The 16,733-nt window shown below is 72.4% G+C and carries 17 protein-coding genes; 6 read left to right on the top strand and 11 right to left on the bottom strand.

The features are described from left to right. Positions 1-3 precede the first annotated feature (3 nt). Positions 4-2,778, bottom strand: coding sequence for a carbohydrate-binding protein (locus tag FXF51_RS43015; RefSeq protein WP_148440552.1), 2,775 nt, complete (start codon positions 2,776-2,778; stop codon positions 4-6). 354 nt (positions 2,779-3,132) lie between these two features. On the opposite strand from FXF51_RS43015, the gene FXF51_RS43010 reads away from it, so the two are divergent. Further along, positions 3,133-4,971: a substrate-binding domain-containing protein gene (locus FXF51_RS43010; protein WP_148440551.1), complete on the top strand. Its 1,839-nt coding sequence runs from the start codon at positions 3,133-3,135 to the stop codon at positions 4,969-4,971. Positions 4,972-5,138: 167 nt separating this feature from the next. Here the strand turns inward: FXF51_RS43010 and FXF51_RS43005 are convergent, their stop codons facing one another. From FXF51_RS43005 to FXF51_RS42980, 6 genes are all read right to left on the bottom strand, one after another. Beyond that, positions 5,139-6,884, bottom strand: a complete 1,746-nt coding sequence (locus FXF51_RS43005) for an FAD-dependent monooxygenase (protein WP_222871716.1) — start codon at positions 6,882-6,884, stop codon at positions 5,139-5,141. Next, the gene (locus tag FXF51_RS43000) at positions 6,881-7,474 is read right to left on the bottom strand and encodes a PadR family transcriptional regulator (RefSeq protein WP_262380204.1); all 594 of its coding nucleotides are present in this window, start codon (positions 7,472-7,474) and stop codon (positions 6,881-6,883) included. Before FXF51_RS43000 ends, FXF51_RS43005 begins: the two co-directional genes overlap by 4 nt. A 128-nt stretch (positions 7,475-7,602) precedes the next feature. Next, positions 7,603-7,986, bottom strand: coding sequence for a hypothetical protein (locus tag FXF51_RS42995; protein WP_148440550.1), 384 nt, complete (start codon positions 7,984-7,986; stop codon positions 7,603-7,605). Positions 7,987-8,157: 171 nt separating this feature from the next. Continuing rightward, positions 8,158-8,580: an ester cyclase gene (locus FXF51_RS42990; RefSeq protein WP_148440549.1), complete on the bottom strand. Its 423-nt coding sequence runs from the start codon at positions 8,578-8,580 to the stop codon at positions 8,158-8,160. Positions 8,581-8,661: 81 nt separating this feature from the next. Continuing rightward, on the bottom strand, positions 8,662-9,783 hold the full coding sequence (locus FXF51_RS42985; protein ID WP_148440548.1) for an RNA polymerase sigma factor: 1,122 nt from the start codon (positions 9,781-9,783) through the stop codon (positions 8,662-8,664). Positions 9,784-9,821: 38 nt separating this feature from the next. After that, positions 9,822-10,181 (bottom strand): YciI family protein, encoded by a 360-nt coding sequence (locus tag FXF51_RS42980; protein ID WP_262380203.1) that lies wholly within the window; start codon positions 10,179-10,181, stop codon positions 9,822-9,824. A gap of 110 nt (positions 10,182-10,291) precedes the next feature. Here FXF51_RS42980 and FXF51_RS42975 point away from each other — a divergent pair, with 110 nt between their 5' ends. Beyond that, positions 10,292-10,765 carry a carboxymuconolactone decarboxylase family protein gene (locus FXF51_RS42975; protein ID WP_148440547.1) on the top strand — a complete coding sequence of 158 codons (474 nt, stop codon included), beginning with the start codon at positions 10,292-10,294 and terminating at the stop codon, positions 10,763-10,765. 59 nt (positions 10,766-10,824) lie between these two features. Here FXF51_RS42975 and FXF51_RS42970 read toward each other — a convergent pair whose 3' ends face one another. Next, complete coding sequence (locus tag FXF51_RS42970; protein ID WP_262380202.1) at positions 10,825-11,583, bottom strand: SDR family NAD(P)-dependent oxidoreductase; 759 nt, start codon at positions 11,581-11,583, stop codon at positions 10,825-10,827. 69 nt (positions 11,584-11,652) lie between these two features. Between FXF51_RS42970 and FXF51_RS42965 the strand changes: the two genes are divergently transcribed. Next, entirely contained in the window at positions 11,653-12,267 is a 615-nt protein-coding gene (locus FXF51_RS42965; protein ID WP_148440545.1) for a TetR/AcrR family transcriptional regulator, read from the top strand. Positions 12,268-12,277: 10 nt separating this feature from the next. Here FXF51_RS42965 and FXF51_RS42960 read toward each other — a convergent pair whose 3' ends face one another. Next, a complete protein-coding gene (locus FXF51_RS42960; RefSeq protein WP_148440544.1) occupies positions 12,278-12,967 on the bottom strand; it encodes a TetR/AcrR family transcriptional regulator in 690 nt (229 codons plus the stop codon). A 47-nt stretch (positions 12,968-13,014) separates the two neighbouring features. Here FXF51_RS42960 and FXF51_RS42955 point away from each other — a divergent pair, with 47 nt between their 5' ends. Both FXF51_RS42955 and FXF51_RS42950 read left to right on the top strand, forming a co-directional pair. Beyond that, positions 13,015-13,665, top strand: coding sequence for a CatB-related O-acetyltransferase (locus tag FXF51_RS42955; protein WP_148440543.1), 651 nt, complete (start codon positions 13,015-13,017; stop codon positions 13,663-13,665). A 2-nt stretch (positions 13,666-13,667) separates the two neighbouring features. Then, on the top strand, positions 13,668-14,840 hold the full coding sequence (locus FXF51_RS42950) for a macrolide family glycosyltransferase (RefSeq protein ID WP_262380201.1): 1,173 nt from the start codon (positions 13,668-13,670) through the stop codon (positions 14,838-14,840). Here FXF51_RS42950 and FXF51_RS42945 read toward each other — a convergent pair. Next, complete coding sequence (locus tag FXF51_RS42945; RefSeq protein ID WP_148440542.1) at positions 14,824-15,426, bottom strand: hypothetical protein; 603 nt, start codon at positions 15,424-15,426, stop codon at positions 14,824-14,826. The two genes, FXF51_RS42950 and FXF51_RS42945, sit on opposite strands and share 17 nt — an antisense overlap. Positions 15,427-15,487: 61 nt before the next feature. Here FXF51_RS42945 and FXF51_RS42940 point away from each other — a divergent pair, with 61 nt between their 5' ends. Next, positions 15,488-16,108, top strand: a complete 621-nt coding sequence (locus FXF51_RS42940) for an L-threonylcarbamoyladenylate synthase (protein WP_148440541.1) — start codon at positions 15,488-15,490, stop codon at positions 16,106-16,108. A 54-nt stretch (positions 16,109-16,162) separates the two neighbouring features. On the opposite strand, the gene FXF51_RS42935 is transcribed toward FXF51_RS42940, so the two are convergent. Then, positions 16,163-16,684, bottom strand: a complete 522-nt coding sequence (locus FXF51_RS42935) for a DoxX family protein (RefSeq protein ID WP_148440540.1) — start codon at positions 16,682-16,684, stop codon at positions 16,163-16,165. Positions 16,685-16,733 lie beyond the last annotated feature (49 nt).

Here is a 16,733-nt window from a genome sequence, read left to right as displayed (position 1 = left end):
CGCCTACCTGGTGATCGTGAACGTGTCGATGTCGAAGAGGTTGCCGCTGCCGCCGGTGAAGACCAGGAACAGCGGTCCGGTGGCGGAGCCGGTCAGGGTGGTGGTGACGTTCTGGAAGGTCTCCCAGCCGCCCGTGACCGGCACGGGCACCGAGCCGAGCAGGGTGCCGGTGGCCGAGCCCGAACGGACCTGGATGGCGCCGCCGACGCCGGCGGAGGAGACGCGGGCGGAGAACGTCTTCGCGCCGGCGGTGTCGATGCCCGCGTAGCCCGCCCAGTCGCCGTTGTCCACGTAGCCGAGCGTCTTGCCGCCGCTGGCCGGCGGGTGGTCGGCGACCTGCACGCCCGAGCTGGAGGTGTACGACTCGCCCTCGGCCGTCGTCGCTGCCACGGAGAAGGTGAAGGCGTCCACGTCGAGCAGGTTGCCCTGGCCCGTCACGCCCTTGAAGACGAGGAACAGCTTGGTCGGGCCGGTGGGGGCGCCGCCGTTCAGGGTGGTGGAGACGTCGGTGAAGGTGTCCCAGCCGCCCGTGTTGGCGACGGTGAGCGTGGCCAGCAGCGTTCCGGTCGCCGAACCGGCGCGGACCTCGACGGTGCCGCCGGGGCCGCCGGAGGAGACGCGGGCCGTCACACGGGTCACCCCCGCGAGCAGGTACGGCTCGAAGGAGATCCAGTCGCCGTTGTCGGTGAAGCCGACCGTGGTGCCGCCCTCCGCCCCGCCGTGGGCGGCGGTCTGGATGCCCTGCTGCGCGCCGAAGTGCTCGGCCTGGCGGTGCGCCGGTTGCAGGGTGCGCAGGTCGTGGCCGGTCAGCCCGCCCTTGTCGGTGTACTCGGCGTCGAACACGCCGTACAGGTTGGCCGCCGCGTCGTGCTCGCCGTCGGGCGGGATGGTGATCGACCCCGTGCAGCCGTTCCTCGAGGTGATGGCGTGGGTGTGGCTGTCGTGGCCCACCAGGTACGTCACCTTGACGGCGGCGCAGTCCACGGTGCCGTCCTCGGGGTCGGTGACCGTGACGCGGAAGGGCACGGCCTGGCCGTAGGAGAAGATCTGGCCGGCGGCCGGGGTGGTGAGCGTGACGGCAGGCGCGGTGTTGCCGACGGTGATCACCAGGCTGGCGGTCCCGGTCAGGCCCTGCGGGTCGCGTACGGTCAGGGTCGGGCGGAACGTGCCGTTGGCCGCGTACGTGTGCGTGGGGTTCGCCTGCGTGGCGGACGTGTCGTCGCCGAAGTCCCAGGCGTAGGTGAGCGCGCCGCCCTCGGGGTCGGAGCTGCCCGCCGAGGAGAACGCGACGGTCAGCGGCGCCTTGCCGGAGGTCCTGTCGGCGGCGGCCCTGGCGACCGGGTTGCGGTTGGCGCCGCCGAGGTACTCGATCCGGTACAGCGCCTGGTTGCCGCCGCCCGTGCCGTAGTCCAGCACGTACAGGGCGCCGTCCGGGCCGAACTCCGAGTCGATGATCTGCGTGCCGTCCCACGGGAAGTCCTCGATCACGCCGGGCGCGCCGTCGCCGCCGACCGCGATCGCCTTGATCCACTGGCGGCCGAACTCCATGGCGAAGAAGCGGCCGTCGAGCGACTGCGGGAACTTGACCGGCGAGGAAGAGCCGGCGTCGTAGCGGTAGACCTCGCCGCCCATGGGCGACTCCGAGCCGCCGCCGAACTCAGGGGGCGAGCCCGCGTCGCCGTACTTGATCCAGCTCGGCTTGGCGGCGGGCAGCCTGGTCAGGCCGGTGTTGCGGAAGGAGTTGTTCACCGGGCCGCCCGCGCAGTCGTACCTGGCGCCGGACGGGCCGCTGGGGAAGGTGTACTCGTTGTACGTCTCGGCGGCCGTGTTGGTGCCGGTGCAGTACGGCCAGCCGTGGTTGCCGGGCGCGGTGATCCGGTCGAACTCCACCTGCCCGCCGGGGCCGCGGGAGGAGTCGGCGCCGCCCGCGTCCGGGCCGTAGTCGCCCACGTAGACCGTGCCCGTCTGCTTGTCGACCGACATCCGGAACGGGTTGCGGAAGCCCATGGCGTAGATCTCGGGCCGGGTGCCCGCCGTGCCGGGCGGGAAGAGGTTGCCCGCCGGGACCGTGTAGGTGCCGTCCGGCTGCGGCTTGACGCGCAGCAGCTTGCCGCGCAGGTCGTTGGTGTTGCCCGAGGAGCGCTGCGCGTCGAACTGGGGGTTGCGGTCGGTGCGCTCGTCGAGCGGGGAGTAGCCGCTGGACTCGAAGGGGTTGGTGTCGTCGCCGGTGGTCAGGTACAGGTTGCCGGCGGCGTCGAAGTCGAGGTCGCCGCCCACGTGGCAGCACTGGCCGCGGTCGTTCGGCACCTCCAGCACGACCTTCTCGCTGCCCAGGTCGAGGGTGTTGTCGGCCTTCAGCGTGAAGCGCGACAGGTTCAGATGCCCCTTCCAGGGCGCGAAGTCGGCCTCGCTGCCGGTCACCGGGGCGTCGCCTGCGGGGGTGCTCAGCTTGGGCGAGTAGTACAGGTAGACGAAGCGGTTGGCGGCGAAGCCGGGGTCGGCGGCGATGCCCTGTAAGCCCTCCTCATCGTGGGTGTAGACGTCGAGCTTGCCCGCCACCTTCGTAGCGCCGGAGGCGTCGGTGTGGCGGACGGTTCCGTCGCGGGCGGTGTGCAGCACCGACCTGTCGGGCAGGACCGCCAGCGACATGGGCTCACCCAGCTCGGACGGCCCGAGGGCGAGCTGGACGTGCTGGTAGTCGCCGGGTGGGATGTCGATCGCCGCCGCGCCGGTGAACACCAGCGACGCAGCGATGAGCAGCCTCGACCACACAGACATGGGCTTCCTTTCCTGACCGGGGGGACGTCAGGCAAGGCGCGCGCCGGCCGCGCTTTGCTTGTGGAGATTGCGCTTGACGATTTGGACGGATATTTCGGGATCCATCGAGTTGCTTACCGCGACGAAATATGGCTGTCAAGAGTCTGACTGTTCAGCGAGTGAACGGTGAGAAGCGACGAAGATCCGCAAAATCTCGATCGTATGGTGCAATTTGGCTTTGGATGCTTGCGTCTGCCGGGTCAGAGGACGTTTGATCCAGACTCACGCACCCCTCGGGAGCCGGAGTACGGCGGCCCGACGGCGGTCTCTGAACTTTCAGCGGCTGAAAGGATCCTGTCGTCGTAAGATCTCCGCATGCCCACCCAGCAGCCCCCGGCCAGGCGTGAGCGGAAGAAGGCCGAGACGCGGCGCGCCATCGCCGATGCCGCACTGCGGTTGTTCGCGTTGCGGGGGTTCGACGCGGTGACGGTCAGCGAGGTCGCCGAGGCGGCGGACGTGTCGGCCAAGACCGTGTTCAACTACTTTCCCGTCAAGGAGCAGCTCTTCTACGAGCACGAGCCGCTGCTGGCGGGCGATCCGGCCGAAGTGGTGCGGCACCGGCGGGGCGGGCTGACGGCGGTGGCGCTCGGCGGGCTGCTGCGGGCCGCGCCTGCCGGGGAGCTCGCCCTGTTCGGGCGGGTGTATCGCGGGAGTGAGACGCTGCGGGCGTTCGGGCGGGAGCTGTTCGCGGCACGGGAGCGTGCGCTCGCGGAGGCGCTGGCGGAGACGCCGGCCGGGGTGGGAGACGCGGCGAGGGCGGCGGACGCGGGCGGTCTCAGGGCGCGGATCCTGGCGGCTGCGGCGCTCGGACCTCTGCGCCAGGTGTGGGAGGCGATCCTGCTGGAGGCGGCCGACCTGGTGCCGCCCGCCGAGGCCGTCGCGCGAGGCGTGCGTGCGCTGGAGGAGGCTTACGCCGTGCTCGGCGGCGCGTTCGAAGCCTTCTTCCAGGGCCGCCGCGTCACCCCCGGAGACGACGCTCTCCCAGGCGGCACCACCCCCACAGCCGCACCTGAACGCGGCACCACACCAGCAGGCACGCCCGGACGCGGCACCACACCCCCGGGCGCGCCCGCATACGGCGCTCCGCCCGGATCAGCGGGACGAGGCGACGGCGCACCGGAAGGCATCACCCGAGACGAACCCCGCCTGGTCAGGGGTGAGCGGCCGAGCATCAGGCGGGTGGCCGACCTGGCCGGGGTGAGCGCGACGACCGTCTCCCACACCCTCAACGGCCGCCGCCCCGTCGCCGAGGAGACCCGCCGCCGTGTCCTCCAGGCGATCGAACAACTCGGCTACCGCCCGAACGTCCTGGCCAGGGGCCTGCGCACGAGCCGCAGCCAGACCATCGGCCTGATCATCCCCGACATCACCAACCCGTTCTACCCGGCACTGGCCCGCGGTCTGCAGGACGTCCTGGGCCCCGCCGGTTACGACCAGATCATCAGCAACACCGACGGCATGCGGCGGATCGAGCAGGCGGCGATCGAGCAGATGATCGCCCGCCAGGTGGACGGGCTGGCGTTCGCGGTGTTCCACACGCACGCCGGGGACCTGCTGCCGGTCATCGAGGCGGGCATCCCCGTGGTGCGGCTGGGCGGGCGGCTGGCCCAGCGGGGTGTGGACGTGGTGCACAGCGACGACGAGGGCGGCGCCGCCGAGGCGACCCGCCACCTGCTGGCCCGCGGCTACCGCAGGATCGCCTTCGTGTGCGGCCCCGCGGCCGAGGGCCCGGCGGCCGAGCGGGTGGCCGGTTACCGCGCGGCGCTCGCCGAGGCCGGGGTGCCGGCCGATCAGGCGCTGGTGGCGCACACCGAGTTCAGCCGGACGGGCGGCGCGCAGGGCGTGTCGCGGCTGCTGGAGCTGCCCGAGCCGCCCGACGCCGTCCTGTGCGCGAACGACGTGATGGCGATCGGGGCGCTCGACGTGGCGGCGCGGCGCGGCCTGCGCGTGCCGGAGGACCTGGCGGTGATGGGCTTCGACGACATCGACGCCGCCGGCATGGTGTCGCCCGGCCTGACCACGATGGCCAACCCGGCCCGCGAGATCGGCCGGGCCACGGCCATGCGGCTGCTCGAACGGCTGCGCGGCGCCATCGACGAGCCGTCCACGGAGCTGGTCGTCCCGGCCCGCCTCGTACGCCGCCACTCCGCCTGAGCCGCTGCCGCACCCCTCGACCCGGCTTGCTACGCGCGTAACTTAACGATTTGCGCACCACGCCCCGACCGCGAGGGACAGCGTCCTTCCCCGGAAGCACGCCATGATCACGCAACGTCGAAGCCTCATCCTCCTCGCAACCCTCCTGCTCCTGCAGCGCTATTCCGTCAACGGGGCGATCCAAGGTCGACCGGCGCGCCGAACCAGGTGCCGAGGGCGGTGGCGAGGGTGCCGGTCGGCTGGGGGTCGGACGTGGTGGAGACCCAGGCGGTGTGCCCGTCCGGGCGGATCAGCAGCCCTTCGAGGTCGGGCCGAGCGAGGCAGCGGGCGTCGAGGGTGTCCACCCAGCCGCCGCCTGCCGCCGGTAGGGGCCGGTCGCCGAGGCGAAGCAGGAGCGGGCGGGCGGGGCGCAGCAGCTCGGCGACGCTGGTGCGGCGGCCGTCGGTGATCGGCTCCGGGCCGTGGGCGAGGCGGCCGTCGGTGATCGGCTCCGGGCCGTGGGCGAGGCGGCCGTCGGTGGTCAGTTCCAGGTCGGGGGCAAGGCGGCCGTCGGTGGTCAGTTCCAGGTCGGGGGCGAGGCGGCCGAGCCACGGGTGTTCGCCGGGGATCTTCGGGTCGTACCGGGTGCTCACCCCGGCCGCCAGCTCGGCCAGGTACTTGCCGACGCCCGGCACCCGTTCGACGAGCTGGCCGAACAGGTCGCGCACCGGCGCCAGATCCTGGTCGTGCCCGGCGAGGGCCGCCTGGGCGCGCAGGGTGCCGAGCAGCCGCTCCCCCGCCTCGTGCCGTTCCTCGTGGTAGCTGTGCAGGAGACCGGCGGGGGCGTGGCCGAGCGCGGTGGCCGCGAGCTTCCAGCCGAGGTTGACCGCGTCGGCCAGCGCCACGTTCACCCCCACCGCCCCCGTCGGCGGGTGGATGTGCGCGGCGTCGCCGGCCAGCATCACCCGTCCGGAGACGTAGTGGTCGGCCAGGCGGGCCGCGTTGCCGAACCGGGTGAGCCAGCGCGGCTCGCGCAGCTCCACCCGGCGGCCGAGCTGGTCGTCCAGCAGGCGCTGGAAGTAAGCCAGGGTCACCGGCCCGTCCCGGTCGGCGGGCGGCTCGGGGTCGTCGAGCACGATGCGCACGTAGCCGGGCCTGGGGATCACGAACGCCGCGCCGCGCTCGCCCCGCGTCACGCCGAACGGCAGCGCGGCGGGGTCTGCCAGCTCGACGTCCGCGAGCACGCCGTAGCTGGTGGCGGGCGTGCCGGGGAAGGCGATGCCTGCGCGCTTGCGTACGGTGCTGCGGCTGCCGTCGCATCCGACCAGGTAGGCGACGCGCGTGCGCTGCCGCCTGCCGCCGGACTCGATGGTCACCTCGACCCCGTCGCCGTCCTGTTGCAGGTCGACGAGCGTGTGGCCCCAGCGCACCTTGACGCCCAGCTCGGCCAGCCACTCTTCGAGCAGCTCCTCGACGCGCGTCTGCGCGATGCCCAGCACGTACGGGTGGCCGCTGTCCATCTGCGTCAGGTCGAGCGGCCGGGCCGGGTCGGCGAACATGCTCGCCGTGACGGTCGGCCCCTCGGCCAGGAACCGTCCGGCGATGCCGCGCCGGTCGAGCAGTTCCAGGCTGCGGGCGTTCAGGTTGAAGCCCCGGCAGAACGGCGAGCGCTCCGGCAGGCCGTCGAGCACCGTCACCTCGGCCCCGGCGAGGCTCAGCTCCGCCGCCAGCATCAGCCCGGCGGGCCCGGCGCCCACCACCATGATCATGCCATCGCCGCTCACCGCCGCCCCGCTCGCACCGCCGCCACTCACCGCCGTCTCGGCCGCGCCGCCAACGCTCACCGACCCCGCGCTCGCGCCGCCGCCGCTTACCGCCATCTCGGCCGCGCCGCCACCGCTCACCGGCGCCTCGGTCCCGTTACGGCCGCTCATCGGCTCTCCTCCCCGGCAGGCGCCTGCCCGGTCACATCAGGCCAGGCCAGCCGGCCCGTCTCGATGTCGGCGGCGATCTCCTCGACCCAGCCGAGCTCGGCCTCCTGCATGCGCAGGGCGTACTCCACCTCGATCACGAACAGGCGCGGCACCTTCCCGCTCGCCAGCAGCTCACTGTGCTCTCGCCGGTACTCCTCCAGCGTCGCGCGCAACCGCGTGGCGCGTTCGCGCAGCGCGGCCGTGGCGCCGCCGGGCCCGAGCGCGCCCAGGTAGCCGACGGCGGACAGGAACTTCGGGTACTCGGCGGCCGGGACGCGGATCAGCTCCTCGACCCAGCGGCCGAACTCGGCCCGCCCGAGCTCGGTGTGCTGGTAGACGGTGCGCTCGGGCCGGGCGCCGACCTTGACGGTCTCGCGCGCCTCGATCCATCCGGCCCGTTCCAGCGCGCGGACGACGTCGTACAGGGAGCCGGTGGTCACTTTGAACGCCCGGTCCTGGCCGCGTTCGCGCAGGGTGGCGGCCATGGCGTGCGGGTGCATCGGGGTCTCGATGAGCAGCCCGAGCACGGCCAGGCCCAGGGCGTTCGACACCGGGCGCTTCTTAGTCGTGTCCAATCACTTGCCTCCTATCACTCGGATCCGAGTATCAGGCAGGCGTGCGGGGCTGTCAAACTGCGAAGGGCCCCGCCGGCGGCGGGGCCCGAGCCGATCGGTCGCGGCTAGCAGTTCGTCTTCTTCTTGGTGAGGACGACCTTGTCCGGGTTCGAGTTGTCGAACTTCTTCTTGCCGCTGGTACGCGGGTTGACCGGCACGCACTTCCAGAAGTAGTCGTGGTTCTGCTTGACGAACTTCAGCTCGATCCACCGCTTCTGGTTGCAGTGGTTGTTGAAGTAGACCGTGGTGGAGACGTTGCCGTCGCCCCACGAGACGTTGATCTTCTGCCCCCGTGGCGACGTGCACGACGCCGACGCCCGGTGGACGCTCAGCGACTGAGCCTGCGCCGTGCTCTGCGCGGTGGCGGCCGACGCGGCGGACGGGACGGCGAGCAGCGCGAGGGCGGCGGCGAGTCCGGCGGCCGCGGGGGCGAGCTTCGAGTACGTCATGATCCTCTTTCTCGTCTCGGGACGCCCCGGATCGGCTTCGCCTGCCGCCCCCGTCGGGCGGCGACCTGTGCGCCGGGGCTCTGTCTCCACGCTGTACGGCGGCCCCCGCGAACGGCAAGCGTTCTTTGTCCAGCGTCCGTCCAGGACCGTTGGACAATACGAACGCCCAGGTCAGGCGGGCAGGGCTCCGAGCTGGCGCAGCTGCGAGAACACGTCCACGACGCCCCAGATCTCGGCGATCCTGCCGTCCGAGAAGCGCACCACGAACATCTCCCCGTACGTGACGGTCCTGCCGGTCGGCGCGAGGCCGCGGTACTCGCCCCGGTGGGTCCCGGTGACGGTGTTCCGGCAGGCGACCAGGTCGCCCTCCTCGATCACGTCCTCGATCTGGACGTGCAGGTCGGGGAACGCGCGCAGGAGCATGTCCCACACCCGCGTGAACGCCTCCGCCCCGCCTGGCGCGGCCGGCGCGGGCGCGTGGAAGCGCACGTCCGGCTGGACGAGCTCGCCGATCGCCTTGGCGATGACGTCCGCGTCGCCGCTGCTGATCGCCTCGTGGAAGCGCCGGAACGCCGCCTTGTTGCTGGTCCGCATCTGAACTCTCCTCCGATGTGGCGCGGGCGTCCGTCGCCCGCATTGAGGCGACGAACGGGCACGCCCTCCCGGGACAACTCGTCAGAGTTGTTCGAGCCGCCGCGTGAGAAACCGCCGCTCGGGGGCCAAGGTGGCCAGCGCGAGCGCCCGGCCGTAGGCGTCCCTTGCCTCGGCGTCGCGGCCGAGCCGCCGCAGCAGCTCGCCGCGCGTGGAGTGGAAGTACAGGTAGCCGTCCAGGCCGAGCCGGTCGACGGCGCGCAGCGCGGCGGCGGGGTCGCCCGCCTGGGCCAGCGCGACGGCGCCGTTCAGCTCGACCACCGCCGAGCCGGTGAGCCCGGCCAGCCGCCGGTAGAGCGCGGCCACCTGCGGCCAGTCGATCCGCTCCCGCGCCTGCAGCGACGCGATCGCCGCCTGGACGACGTAGGCGCCGCGCCCGCCCAGCGCGATGGCCCGGTCGAGCACCGCGCGCCCCTCCGCGATGCCGCGCTGATCCCACAGCGACCGATCCTGATCCTCCAGCAGCACCAGGTCCTCGCCGGAGAAGCGGGCCCGCCGCCTGGCGTGGTGGATCGTCATCAGGGCCAGCAGGCCGAGCGCCTCCGGCTGGTCCGGCATCAACGCGGCGAGCAGCCGGCCCAGGCGCAGGGCCTCCCTGCCGAGGTCCACCCGGCCGCGATAGCCCTCGTTGTAGATGAGGTAGACGACGGCGAGCACCGCGTCGAGCCGCTCGGGCAGCAGGGGCGCGGCGGGCACCCTGAACGGGATGCCGGTCGCCTTGATCTTGGCCTTGGCGCGGGACAGCCGCCGTTTCATGGTCTCCTCGGAGACCAGGAAGGCCCTGGCGATCTCGGCGGTCTCCAGGCCGCCGAGTGCCCGCAGCGTGAGCGCCACCTGCCCGTCCAGGGGCAGCGCGGGGTGGCAGCAGGCGAAGACGAGCTCCAGTCGTTCGTCCTTGACGACCGTGTCGTCGAACTCGTCCATGACGACCTCGGATGGCTGCAGCAGGTGCATTTTCCCGGCCAGGGTGCGCTCGCGGCGTACGCGGTCGATCGCCCTGTTACGGGCCGTCGTCACCAGCCACGCGCCCGGCCTGTCTGGCATTCCGGACTTGGGCCAGCGCTCGGCCGCGATCGCGAACGCCTCCTGCACGGCCTCCTCGGCGCGGTCGAAGTCGCCGAGGAACCCGACCAGCGAGGCCAGCACCCTGCCCCACTCGTCCCTGAAGACCTCCTCCAGCGCGTTCAGAGCCGCCCCACCGGCCTGATCTCCACCACGCCGCCGAGCCTGGCGGCCGGGACGCGCGCCGCCAGCTCGATCGCCTCGTCCAGGTCGGCCGCCTCGACCAGGCAGAACCCGCCGAGCACCTCCTTGGTGTCGGCGAACGGGCCGTCGGTCACCAGCGTCCGGCCGCCGCTCACGCGCACGCCGGTCGCCGTCTCGACCGGCTGCAGTTGCGCGCCGCCGGCGTAGCGGGGGTCCTCGGCCAGCGCGCGATACTCCGCGTACGCCGCCTCGCGCTCCTCCTGCGGCAGGGCGTCGAGGTAGCCGGGCTCCTCGTAGATGATCAGGGCGTACTGCATGGCGGCCTCCACTGTTCTCACCTGTACGACGGGCGAACGGCCGTACCGGGGACTATTTCCTCGAAGATTGTCCCCGTGCGCCCGATCACTTCGTCGCCTGGGTGTAACCACCGCACGGCAAGGAGATCACCATGGACGCCCGTCTCGACTACGCAGGCAACCCCGTCGGGGCCAGGATCGCGAAGTACCTCGTCTCGGCGAGCAGGGTCGTGCACGACTCGCCCCTGCCCGCCGCGACCCGGGAGCTGGTGCAGCTCAGGGTCAGCCAGATCAACGGCTGCGCCGTCTGCGTGGACCAGCACACCAAGGACGCCGCGCACGCCGGGGAGACCTCGGTGCGGCTCAACCTGGTCGCGGTGTGGCGCGAGGCCACCGTGTTCACCGCCGCCGAGCGCGCGGCGCTGGAGCTAACCGAGCAGGCCACCCGCATCGCCGACGGCTCCGGCGGAGTGTCCGACGAGGCGTGGGCCGGGGCCGCCGAGCACTACGACGAGGAGCAGCTCACCGCGCTGGTGGGCCTGATCGCCGTCATGAACGCCTGGAACCGGCTGAACGTCGCCACCCGGCAGCCCGCCGGAGACTACCGGCCCGGCCAGTGGGGATGACCTCCCGCCGCCGGGCCCGGACTGTGCGGGGTCAGTGGGGGTGACCCGCGTCCCTGGGGTCAGGCCGCGCGCGGCCCCAGGAACAGGCCGCCGCTGGCGTCGATGACCTGGCCGGTGATCCAGCGGGCGGCGTCCGAGGCGAGGAAGGCGACGACGTCGGCCACGTCGCCCGCCTCGCCCACCCGATCCAGCGCCGTGGAAGCGGCGATGAGGTCGGCCAGGCCAGGCGCCTCGAAGATCGCGCCGTTGGTGGCCGTCCTGGTGGCGCCGGGAGCGACCGCGTTCACGGTGATGCCGCGGGCGCCGAGCTCGTTGGCCAGGGTCAGCGTCATGGTCTCGACGGCGCCCTTGGTCATGGCGAACGACGTCTGCGCCGGGTTGGCCATCCGGGTCGCCACGGACGAGATCGTGATGACCCGCCCGCCGTCGCGCAGCAGCGGCAGCGCCCGCTGGATGATGAAGTACGGCGCGCGCACGTTCACCGCGAAGAGGCGGTCGAACGCGGCCCGCGTCGTCGCCCCGAGCGGCCCGGCGGGCGGCGCCGCCGCGTTGTTGACCAGGACGTCGAGCGGCCGTCCCGCCAGGGCCGCCTCTACTTCCGTGAAGAGCGTCTCGACGTCGCCGTCCGTGCCCAGTTCCGCGCCGACGGTGTGCGCGGCGCCGCCTTCGCGCTCGATCTCGGCGACCGTCTCGCGTGCGCCGTCCTCGTCCGTGCCGAAGTGCACGATGACCGTCGCGCCCGCGGCGGCCAGCCGGAGCGCGATCGCCTGCCCGATGCCGCGCGACGCGCCGGTGACCAGAGCCGTTCTGCCGTCCATGTCGACCATCCCGTTTCCGTTAGTTGCTACCAAACTGGTAGTGACTATCACTGCGGTAGTGTCTACCACATGGCCGATCAGCACTCAACACTGCGGGAGCGCAGGAGAGCCCAGACGCAGCGCACGATCCAGGCGCACGCGGTGCGGCTGTTCGCCGAGCGCGGGTACGACGCGACGACCGTGACGGACGTCGCGGAGGCCGCCGGGGTGTCGCCGATGACCGTGTATCGGCACTTCCCGACCAAGGAGGACCTCGTCCTGGCCGATCAGCACGGCCGGCTCGTGGCCGAGCGGATCGCCGCGTCGGGGGCCGGGCCGGCGCTGGTGCGGCGGATCGGGGGTGCGCTGGTCGAGTCGGGGGCCGCGTTGACCGGGGACGAAGGGGCCAGGGAGTTCCTGCTCACGCGGCTCCGGTTGATGATCTCCACGCCCGCGTTGCGGGCCAAGCACCTCGACAACCAGTACGCCCTTCAGCAGGCGATCATCGGTGCTCTGGGTGACGACGCCGCAGACCCCGAGGCGGCGTTCCAGGCGCAGGCGGCGGCCAGCGCGTGCCTGGCCGCTCTGCACACGGCGCTGGTGCGGTGGGCCGAGGGAGACGGGCGCGAGGAACTGCCCGGCCTGATCGCCAAGGCGCTCGCCGCCGTCTTCGGCGACGACCCGCTGTCAGGCGTAGGGGGCTGACGGCCCGCTGTCAGGCGAAGGGGGCTGACGGCCCGGACGCGGAGGCGGGGGTGGTTGACGGCTCGGGCGTGAAGGCGCCTGCGGAGGCGGCGAGGACGGCGGTCCTGGCCGCCTGTTCCGGCAGGTCGGGGTCCGGCGGCGTACGGAGCAGCACGAGCTGGTGGTAGAGCGGCGCCGTGGCCGCGACCAGCAGCCGCCGCGCATCCGTCCCCGGCGGCAGCTCCCCACGCCCGACCGCCCGGCTGACGATCACCTCGCAGCGGGTGTAGCGATCCTCCCAGAGCCGCCGCAGCCCACGGGCGGCCTCCTCGGAACGGAACGAGGCGGCGATGAGCGCGGCGGCCATCGACGGCTGCGCGGTCATGGCCCCCAGGTTCTCCCGGTTCAGCACGATCAGGTCGCCCAGCAGGGAGCCGGTGTCCTCGGGCTGCCAGTCGTCGTCCCCCGTCGCCTCCAGGACGTCGGCGAGCAGGCCGCCGACGTCCCGCCAGCGCCGGTACACCGTCGCCCGGTGCACGCCCGCGCGGGCCGCGACCCCGTCCAGGCTCAGCCCGTCGTAACCGTGCTCGGCCAGCTCGGCCCGGACGGCGTCGAGCACCCGCGCGCGGGTGCGGCTCGTCCGGCCGCCCGGACGACGCCTGGGCGGCGCCTTCTCAGCCGCCGTCGCCGCTTCATCGGTTTGCTCATCGAACCGCTCCATGCCACCATCTTAATGTACAAGTTGTCGCGTTAACGGAGCCGCACCTCATGAATCCGCTCGTCCCCGCCGATCCGACCGTGCTGCACCCCATGCCGGAGCAGCCGCGGGTGGTGCTGCTCCGGCCGCTGGTGAAGTCCCCGCTGATCGAGGTCGGGGAGTACTCCTACTACGACGACCCCGACGATCCGACCGCGTTCGAGACGCGCAACGTGCTCTACCACTACGGCCCCGAGAGGCTGGTCATCGGCAGGTTCTGCGCGCTGGGCACGGGCGTGCGGTTCATCATGAACGGCGCCAACCACCGCATGGACGGCCCCTCGACCTTCCCCTTCCCCACCATGGGCGGCTCGTGGGCGCAGCACTTCGACCTGCTGACCGGCCTGCCGAGCCGCGGCGACACAGTGGTCGGCAACGACGTCTGGTTCGGCTACGGCGCGACGGTGATGCCGGGCGTCAGGATCGGGCACGGCGCGATCATCGGCGCCGGGGCCGTGGTGACCTCCGACGTGCCCGACTACGGGATCGTCGGCGGCAACCCGGCCCGGCTGATCCGCACCCGCTACAGCGAGGCGGACGTCGCCCGGCTGCTGGCGGTGGCCTGGTGGGACTGGCCTGCGGAGCACATCACCGGGCACGTACGTACGATCATGTCGGGCAGCGTCGCCGACCTCGTAGCCGCCACCCCCGGAGGAAAGTGACCATGGCGCACATCGCGATGGCCGGCATCCCGATCGTCAGCCACGTGCTGCCCAGCCTGGAGATCATCCGTGAGCTGGTGTCCCGCGGCCACCGGGTGACCTACGCCAACGATCCCGTGGTCGGCGACCTGATCGCCGCCACCGGCGCCGAGCCGGTCACCTGCACCTCCGTGCTGCCGGTGGCCGACGACTCCTGGCCCGACGACCCGGTGGCGGCGATGAGCCTCTTCCTGGACGACGCCATGCGGGCGCTCCCGCAGCTCCGCGCCGCCTACGACGAGGATCCGGCGGACCTGTACCTGTACGACATCGGCGCCTACGCCGCCCGCGCCCTCGCCGAGTCGCAGGGCCGCCCGCTGCTGCAACTGTCGCCGACGTTCGTGGCCTGGAAGGGCTACGACGAGGACGTGGCGGCGCAGATCCGGCGGCTGCCGGGCGCGGACGCGTACCAGGACAGGTTCGCGCGGTGGCTGGCCGGTTCCGGGGCGTCCACCACCGACGTGGACGCCTTCTCCGGCGTCCCGTCGCGGGCTCTGGCGCTGACCACGCGGGCCATGCAGCCGCACGCCGACCAGGTGGACACCGGCACGGTGACCTTCGTCGGCCCCTGCTACGGCCCGCCCGGCGAGCAGGACGAGTGGACACCCCCCGCCGGCGCGGGCAAGGTGCTGCTGATCTCCCTGGGGTCGGCGTACACGCGGCAGCCCGAGTTCTACCGGCAGTGCCTGGCCGCCTTCGGCGACCTGCCGGGCTGGCACGTCGTCCTGCAGATCGGCCGGCACACCGACGCGGCCGAGCTGGGCGACATCCCGGCGAACGTCGAGGTGCATCCCTGGGTGCCGCAGCGGGCGATCCTGGAGCGGGCGGACGCGTTCGTCACCCACGCCGGCATGGGCGGTTGCGGCGAGGGGCTGCTGGCCGGCGTCCCGATGATCGCCGTTCCGCAGGGCGCCGAGCAGTTCCTCAACGCCGACCGGCTCGTGGAGCTGGGCGTCGCCCGGCGCATCGACACCGCGGACGCCACCGCCGCCGCCTTGCGGTCCGCGCTGCTCGAACTCACCGCCGACCCGGAGGTCGCCCGCCGCTCCGCGCGGCTCCAGGCGGACGCGCGCGCAGAGGGCGGCACCACGCGCGCCGCCGACCTCGTCGAACAGCTCCTCACAGGAGCTTCATAGGCCCCCCGAACGGATCCCACTTCACCATGACGAGCCCGCCGTACCGCTCGGCCAGGCGGCGGCGCAGGCCCGGATCGAAGACGTTCGTCTCCAGGACGATCCGGTTGACCTCCGCGTCGATGCCGCCCGCGTGGACGGCTGGCTCCTCGGACCCCGCCGTGCTCTCGCGCAGCCGGCTCAGCGCCGCCTGGCTGTTGGCGACCCGCCGCACCTCCGGCACGATGTCGAACCTGACCCGCCGCCCGTCCTGCCAGTACACGCCGGAGATCACCGGGGTGGCCAGCGCGCGGCCCCGCTCGGTGACGTAGGGGGCGACGAGCCGGTACGCCCCGCCGTGCGCGATGTAAGGGGGGCCGAGGTCGTCCGGGTAGGCCTCGGCCCGCTGCTCGGCGAGGAGCCGCGCCCGGTTGAAGGGCTCGATCCCCTCGTACGACCTGAGCATCACGGGAGAGGTGACCTCGTAGAACACCTCGACCCCGTCGCCGGTGGCGGGCTGGAGGACCACCCGCAGCTCACCGGGCAGGAACAGGGGTGCCGCGGTGACGAGGTAGACCAGGAACAGCGCGAAGATCGTCTTTAGGCGCATGCGCGCAGAGTCTAGACGCCGGATGTCCTGGGTGGTGGTGGACCGCTTCTAGGATCCGAGAGTGGCCAGATACTTCGACGTTCACCCGGAAAACCCCCAGCCCCGCCTGATCGGCCAGGTCGTCGACCTGTTGCGCGCCGACGGGCTGATCGCGTACCCGACCGACTCCTCGTACGCGCTGGGCTGCCGGCCGGGCAACAAGGAGGGCATCGACCGGATCAGGGAGATCCGCGGCCTCGGCAGCGACCACCACTTCACCCTGATCTGCAGGGACTTCGCGCAGTTCGGCCAGTTCGTGCATGTGAGCAACGCGGTGTTCCGGCTGGTGAAGGCGGCGACGCCTGGCGGTTACACGTTCATCCTGCCGGCGACGAAGGAGGTGCCGCGGCGGTTGCTGCATCCCAGGAAGAAGACGGTGGGGGTGCGGATCCCCGACCACGTGGTGACGCAGGCGCTGCTGGCCGAGCTGGGTGAGCCGCTGGTGTCGAGCACCCTGCTGCTGCCGGACGAGGACGAGCCGCCGACGCAGGGCTGGGAGATCAAGGAGCGGCTGGACCACTCGGTGGACGCCGTGATCGACGCCGGCGAGTGCGGCGCGACCCCGACGACCGTGGTCGACCTGTCGCAGGACGAGCCCGAGATCCTCCGCGTCGGCACGGGGGACCCGTCGCTGTTCGAGTGACGGCACGGCGAAACGCCCACCCCCCGGCGTCCGGGGGGTGGGCGGGGTGGCCCGCTACTTGAGCCATGGGGTGCGCCGGACGATGGGCAGGTTGCCGAGCCCGAGGGTGCGGCCCGCTCCGGCGAGGGCCAGGCCGATGATGACGATCGAGTAGATGATGTGGTCGTCCATGAACGGGTTGTTCTCCAGGGGCAGCTCCGCGGCCCACATGAGCAGCAGCATCGCGGTGCCCGCGCCGGCGGCGATCCGGGTGCCGATGCCGAGCATGAGGGCCAGGCCGACGCCGAGCAGGCCGGCCATGAACAGCCAGTCCACCCAGGCCTGACCGGCCAGCGAGCCGAAGAGCCCGCCGAGCGCGTTCTCGCCCGTGCTCTTGAGGAAGCCGGTCGTCGGGCTGCCGCCGTTGATCCAGGCCCGCTCGGCGGGGGTGGCGAAGCCCCACCCGAAGGTCTTGTCGAGGAACGCCCACAGGAAGATCCAGCCGATCGAGATCCGGGCGGCCGCCCAGACGTAGTCGACGGGGCGGCGAACGGCGGTCTCCACGGTCGCCTGCGGCTGGTGGATGGTGCTTGCCATGACGAGCCTCCCTTTCCAGCTCGGTGGTGCAGTCCTTGTCACGCCTCCA

Source organism: Nonomuraea sp. PA05 (assembly GCF_008086045.1).
GTDB classification, from domain to species: Bacteria; Actinomycetota; Actinomycetes; order Streptosporangiales; family Streptosporangiaceae; genus Nonomuraea; species Nonomuraea monospora.
Note: the sequence above shows the minus strand (reverse complement) of the source record. Positions and strands in the feature narration are given on the sequence as shown.

Coding starts and splice junctions, on each gene's coding strand:
- FXF51_RS43010 (WP_148440551.1), top strand. CDS start 3,133: ATGCCCACCCAGCAGCCCCCGGCCAGGCGTGAGCGGAAGAAGGCCGAG.
- FXF51_RS42965 (WP_148440545.1), top strand. CDS start 11,653: ATGGCCGATCAGCACTCAACACTGCGGGAGCGCAGGAGAGCCCAGACG.
- FXF51_RS42960 (WP_148440544.1), bottom strand. CDS start 12,967: ATGGAGCGGTTCGATGAGCAAACCGATGAAGCGGCGACGGCGGCTGAG.
- FXF51_RS42945 (WP_148440542.1), bottom strand. CDS start 15,426: ATGCGCCTAAAGACGATCTTCGCGCTGTTCCTGGTCTACCTCGTCACC.
- FXF51_RS42975 (WP_148440547.1), top strand. CDS start 10,292: ATGGACGCCCGTCTCGACTACGCAGGCAACCCCGTCGGGGCCAGGATC.
- FXF51_RS42970 (WP_262380202.1), bottom strand. CDS start 11,583: ATGGACGGCAGAACGGCTCTGGTCACCGGCGCGTCGCGCGGCATCGGG.
- FXF51_RS42990 (WP_148440549.1), bottom strand. CDS start 8,580: ATGCGGACCAGCAACAAGGCGGCGTTCCGGCGCTTCCACGAGGCGATC.
- FXF51_RS42950 (WP_262380201.1), top strand. CDS start 13,668: ATGGCGCACATCGCGATGGCCGGCATCCCGATCGTCAGCCACGTGCTG.
- FXF51_RS42995 (WP_148440550.1), bottom strand. CDS start 7,986: ATGACGTACTCGAAGCTCGCCCCCGCGGCCGCCGGACTCGCCGCCGCC.
- FXF51_RS43015 (WP_148440552.1), bottom strand. CDS start 2,778: ATGTCTGTGTGGTCGAGGCTGCTCATCGCTGCGTCGCTGGTGTTCACC.
- FXF51_RS42955 (WP_148440543.1), top strand. CDS start 13,015: ATGAATCCGCTCGTCCCCGCCGATCCGACCGTGCTGCACCCCATGCCG.
- FXF51_RS43005 (WP_222871716.1), bottom strand. CDS start 6,884: ATGAGCGGCCGTAACGGGACCGAGGCGCCGGTGAGCGGTGGCGGCGCG.
- FXF51_RS42935 (WP_148440540.1), bottom strand. CDS start 16,684: ATGGCAAGCACCATCCACCAGCCGCAGGCGACCGTGGAGACCGCCGTT.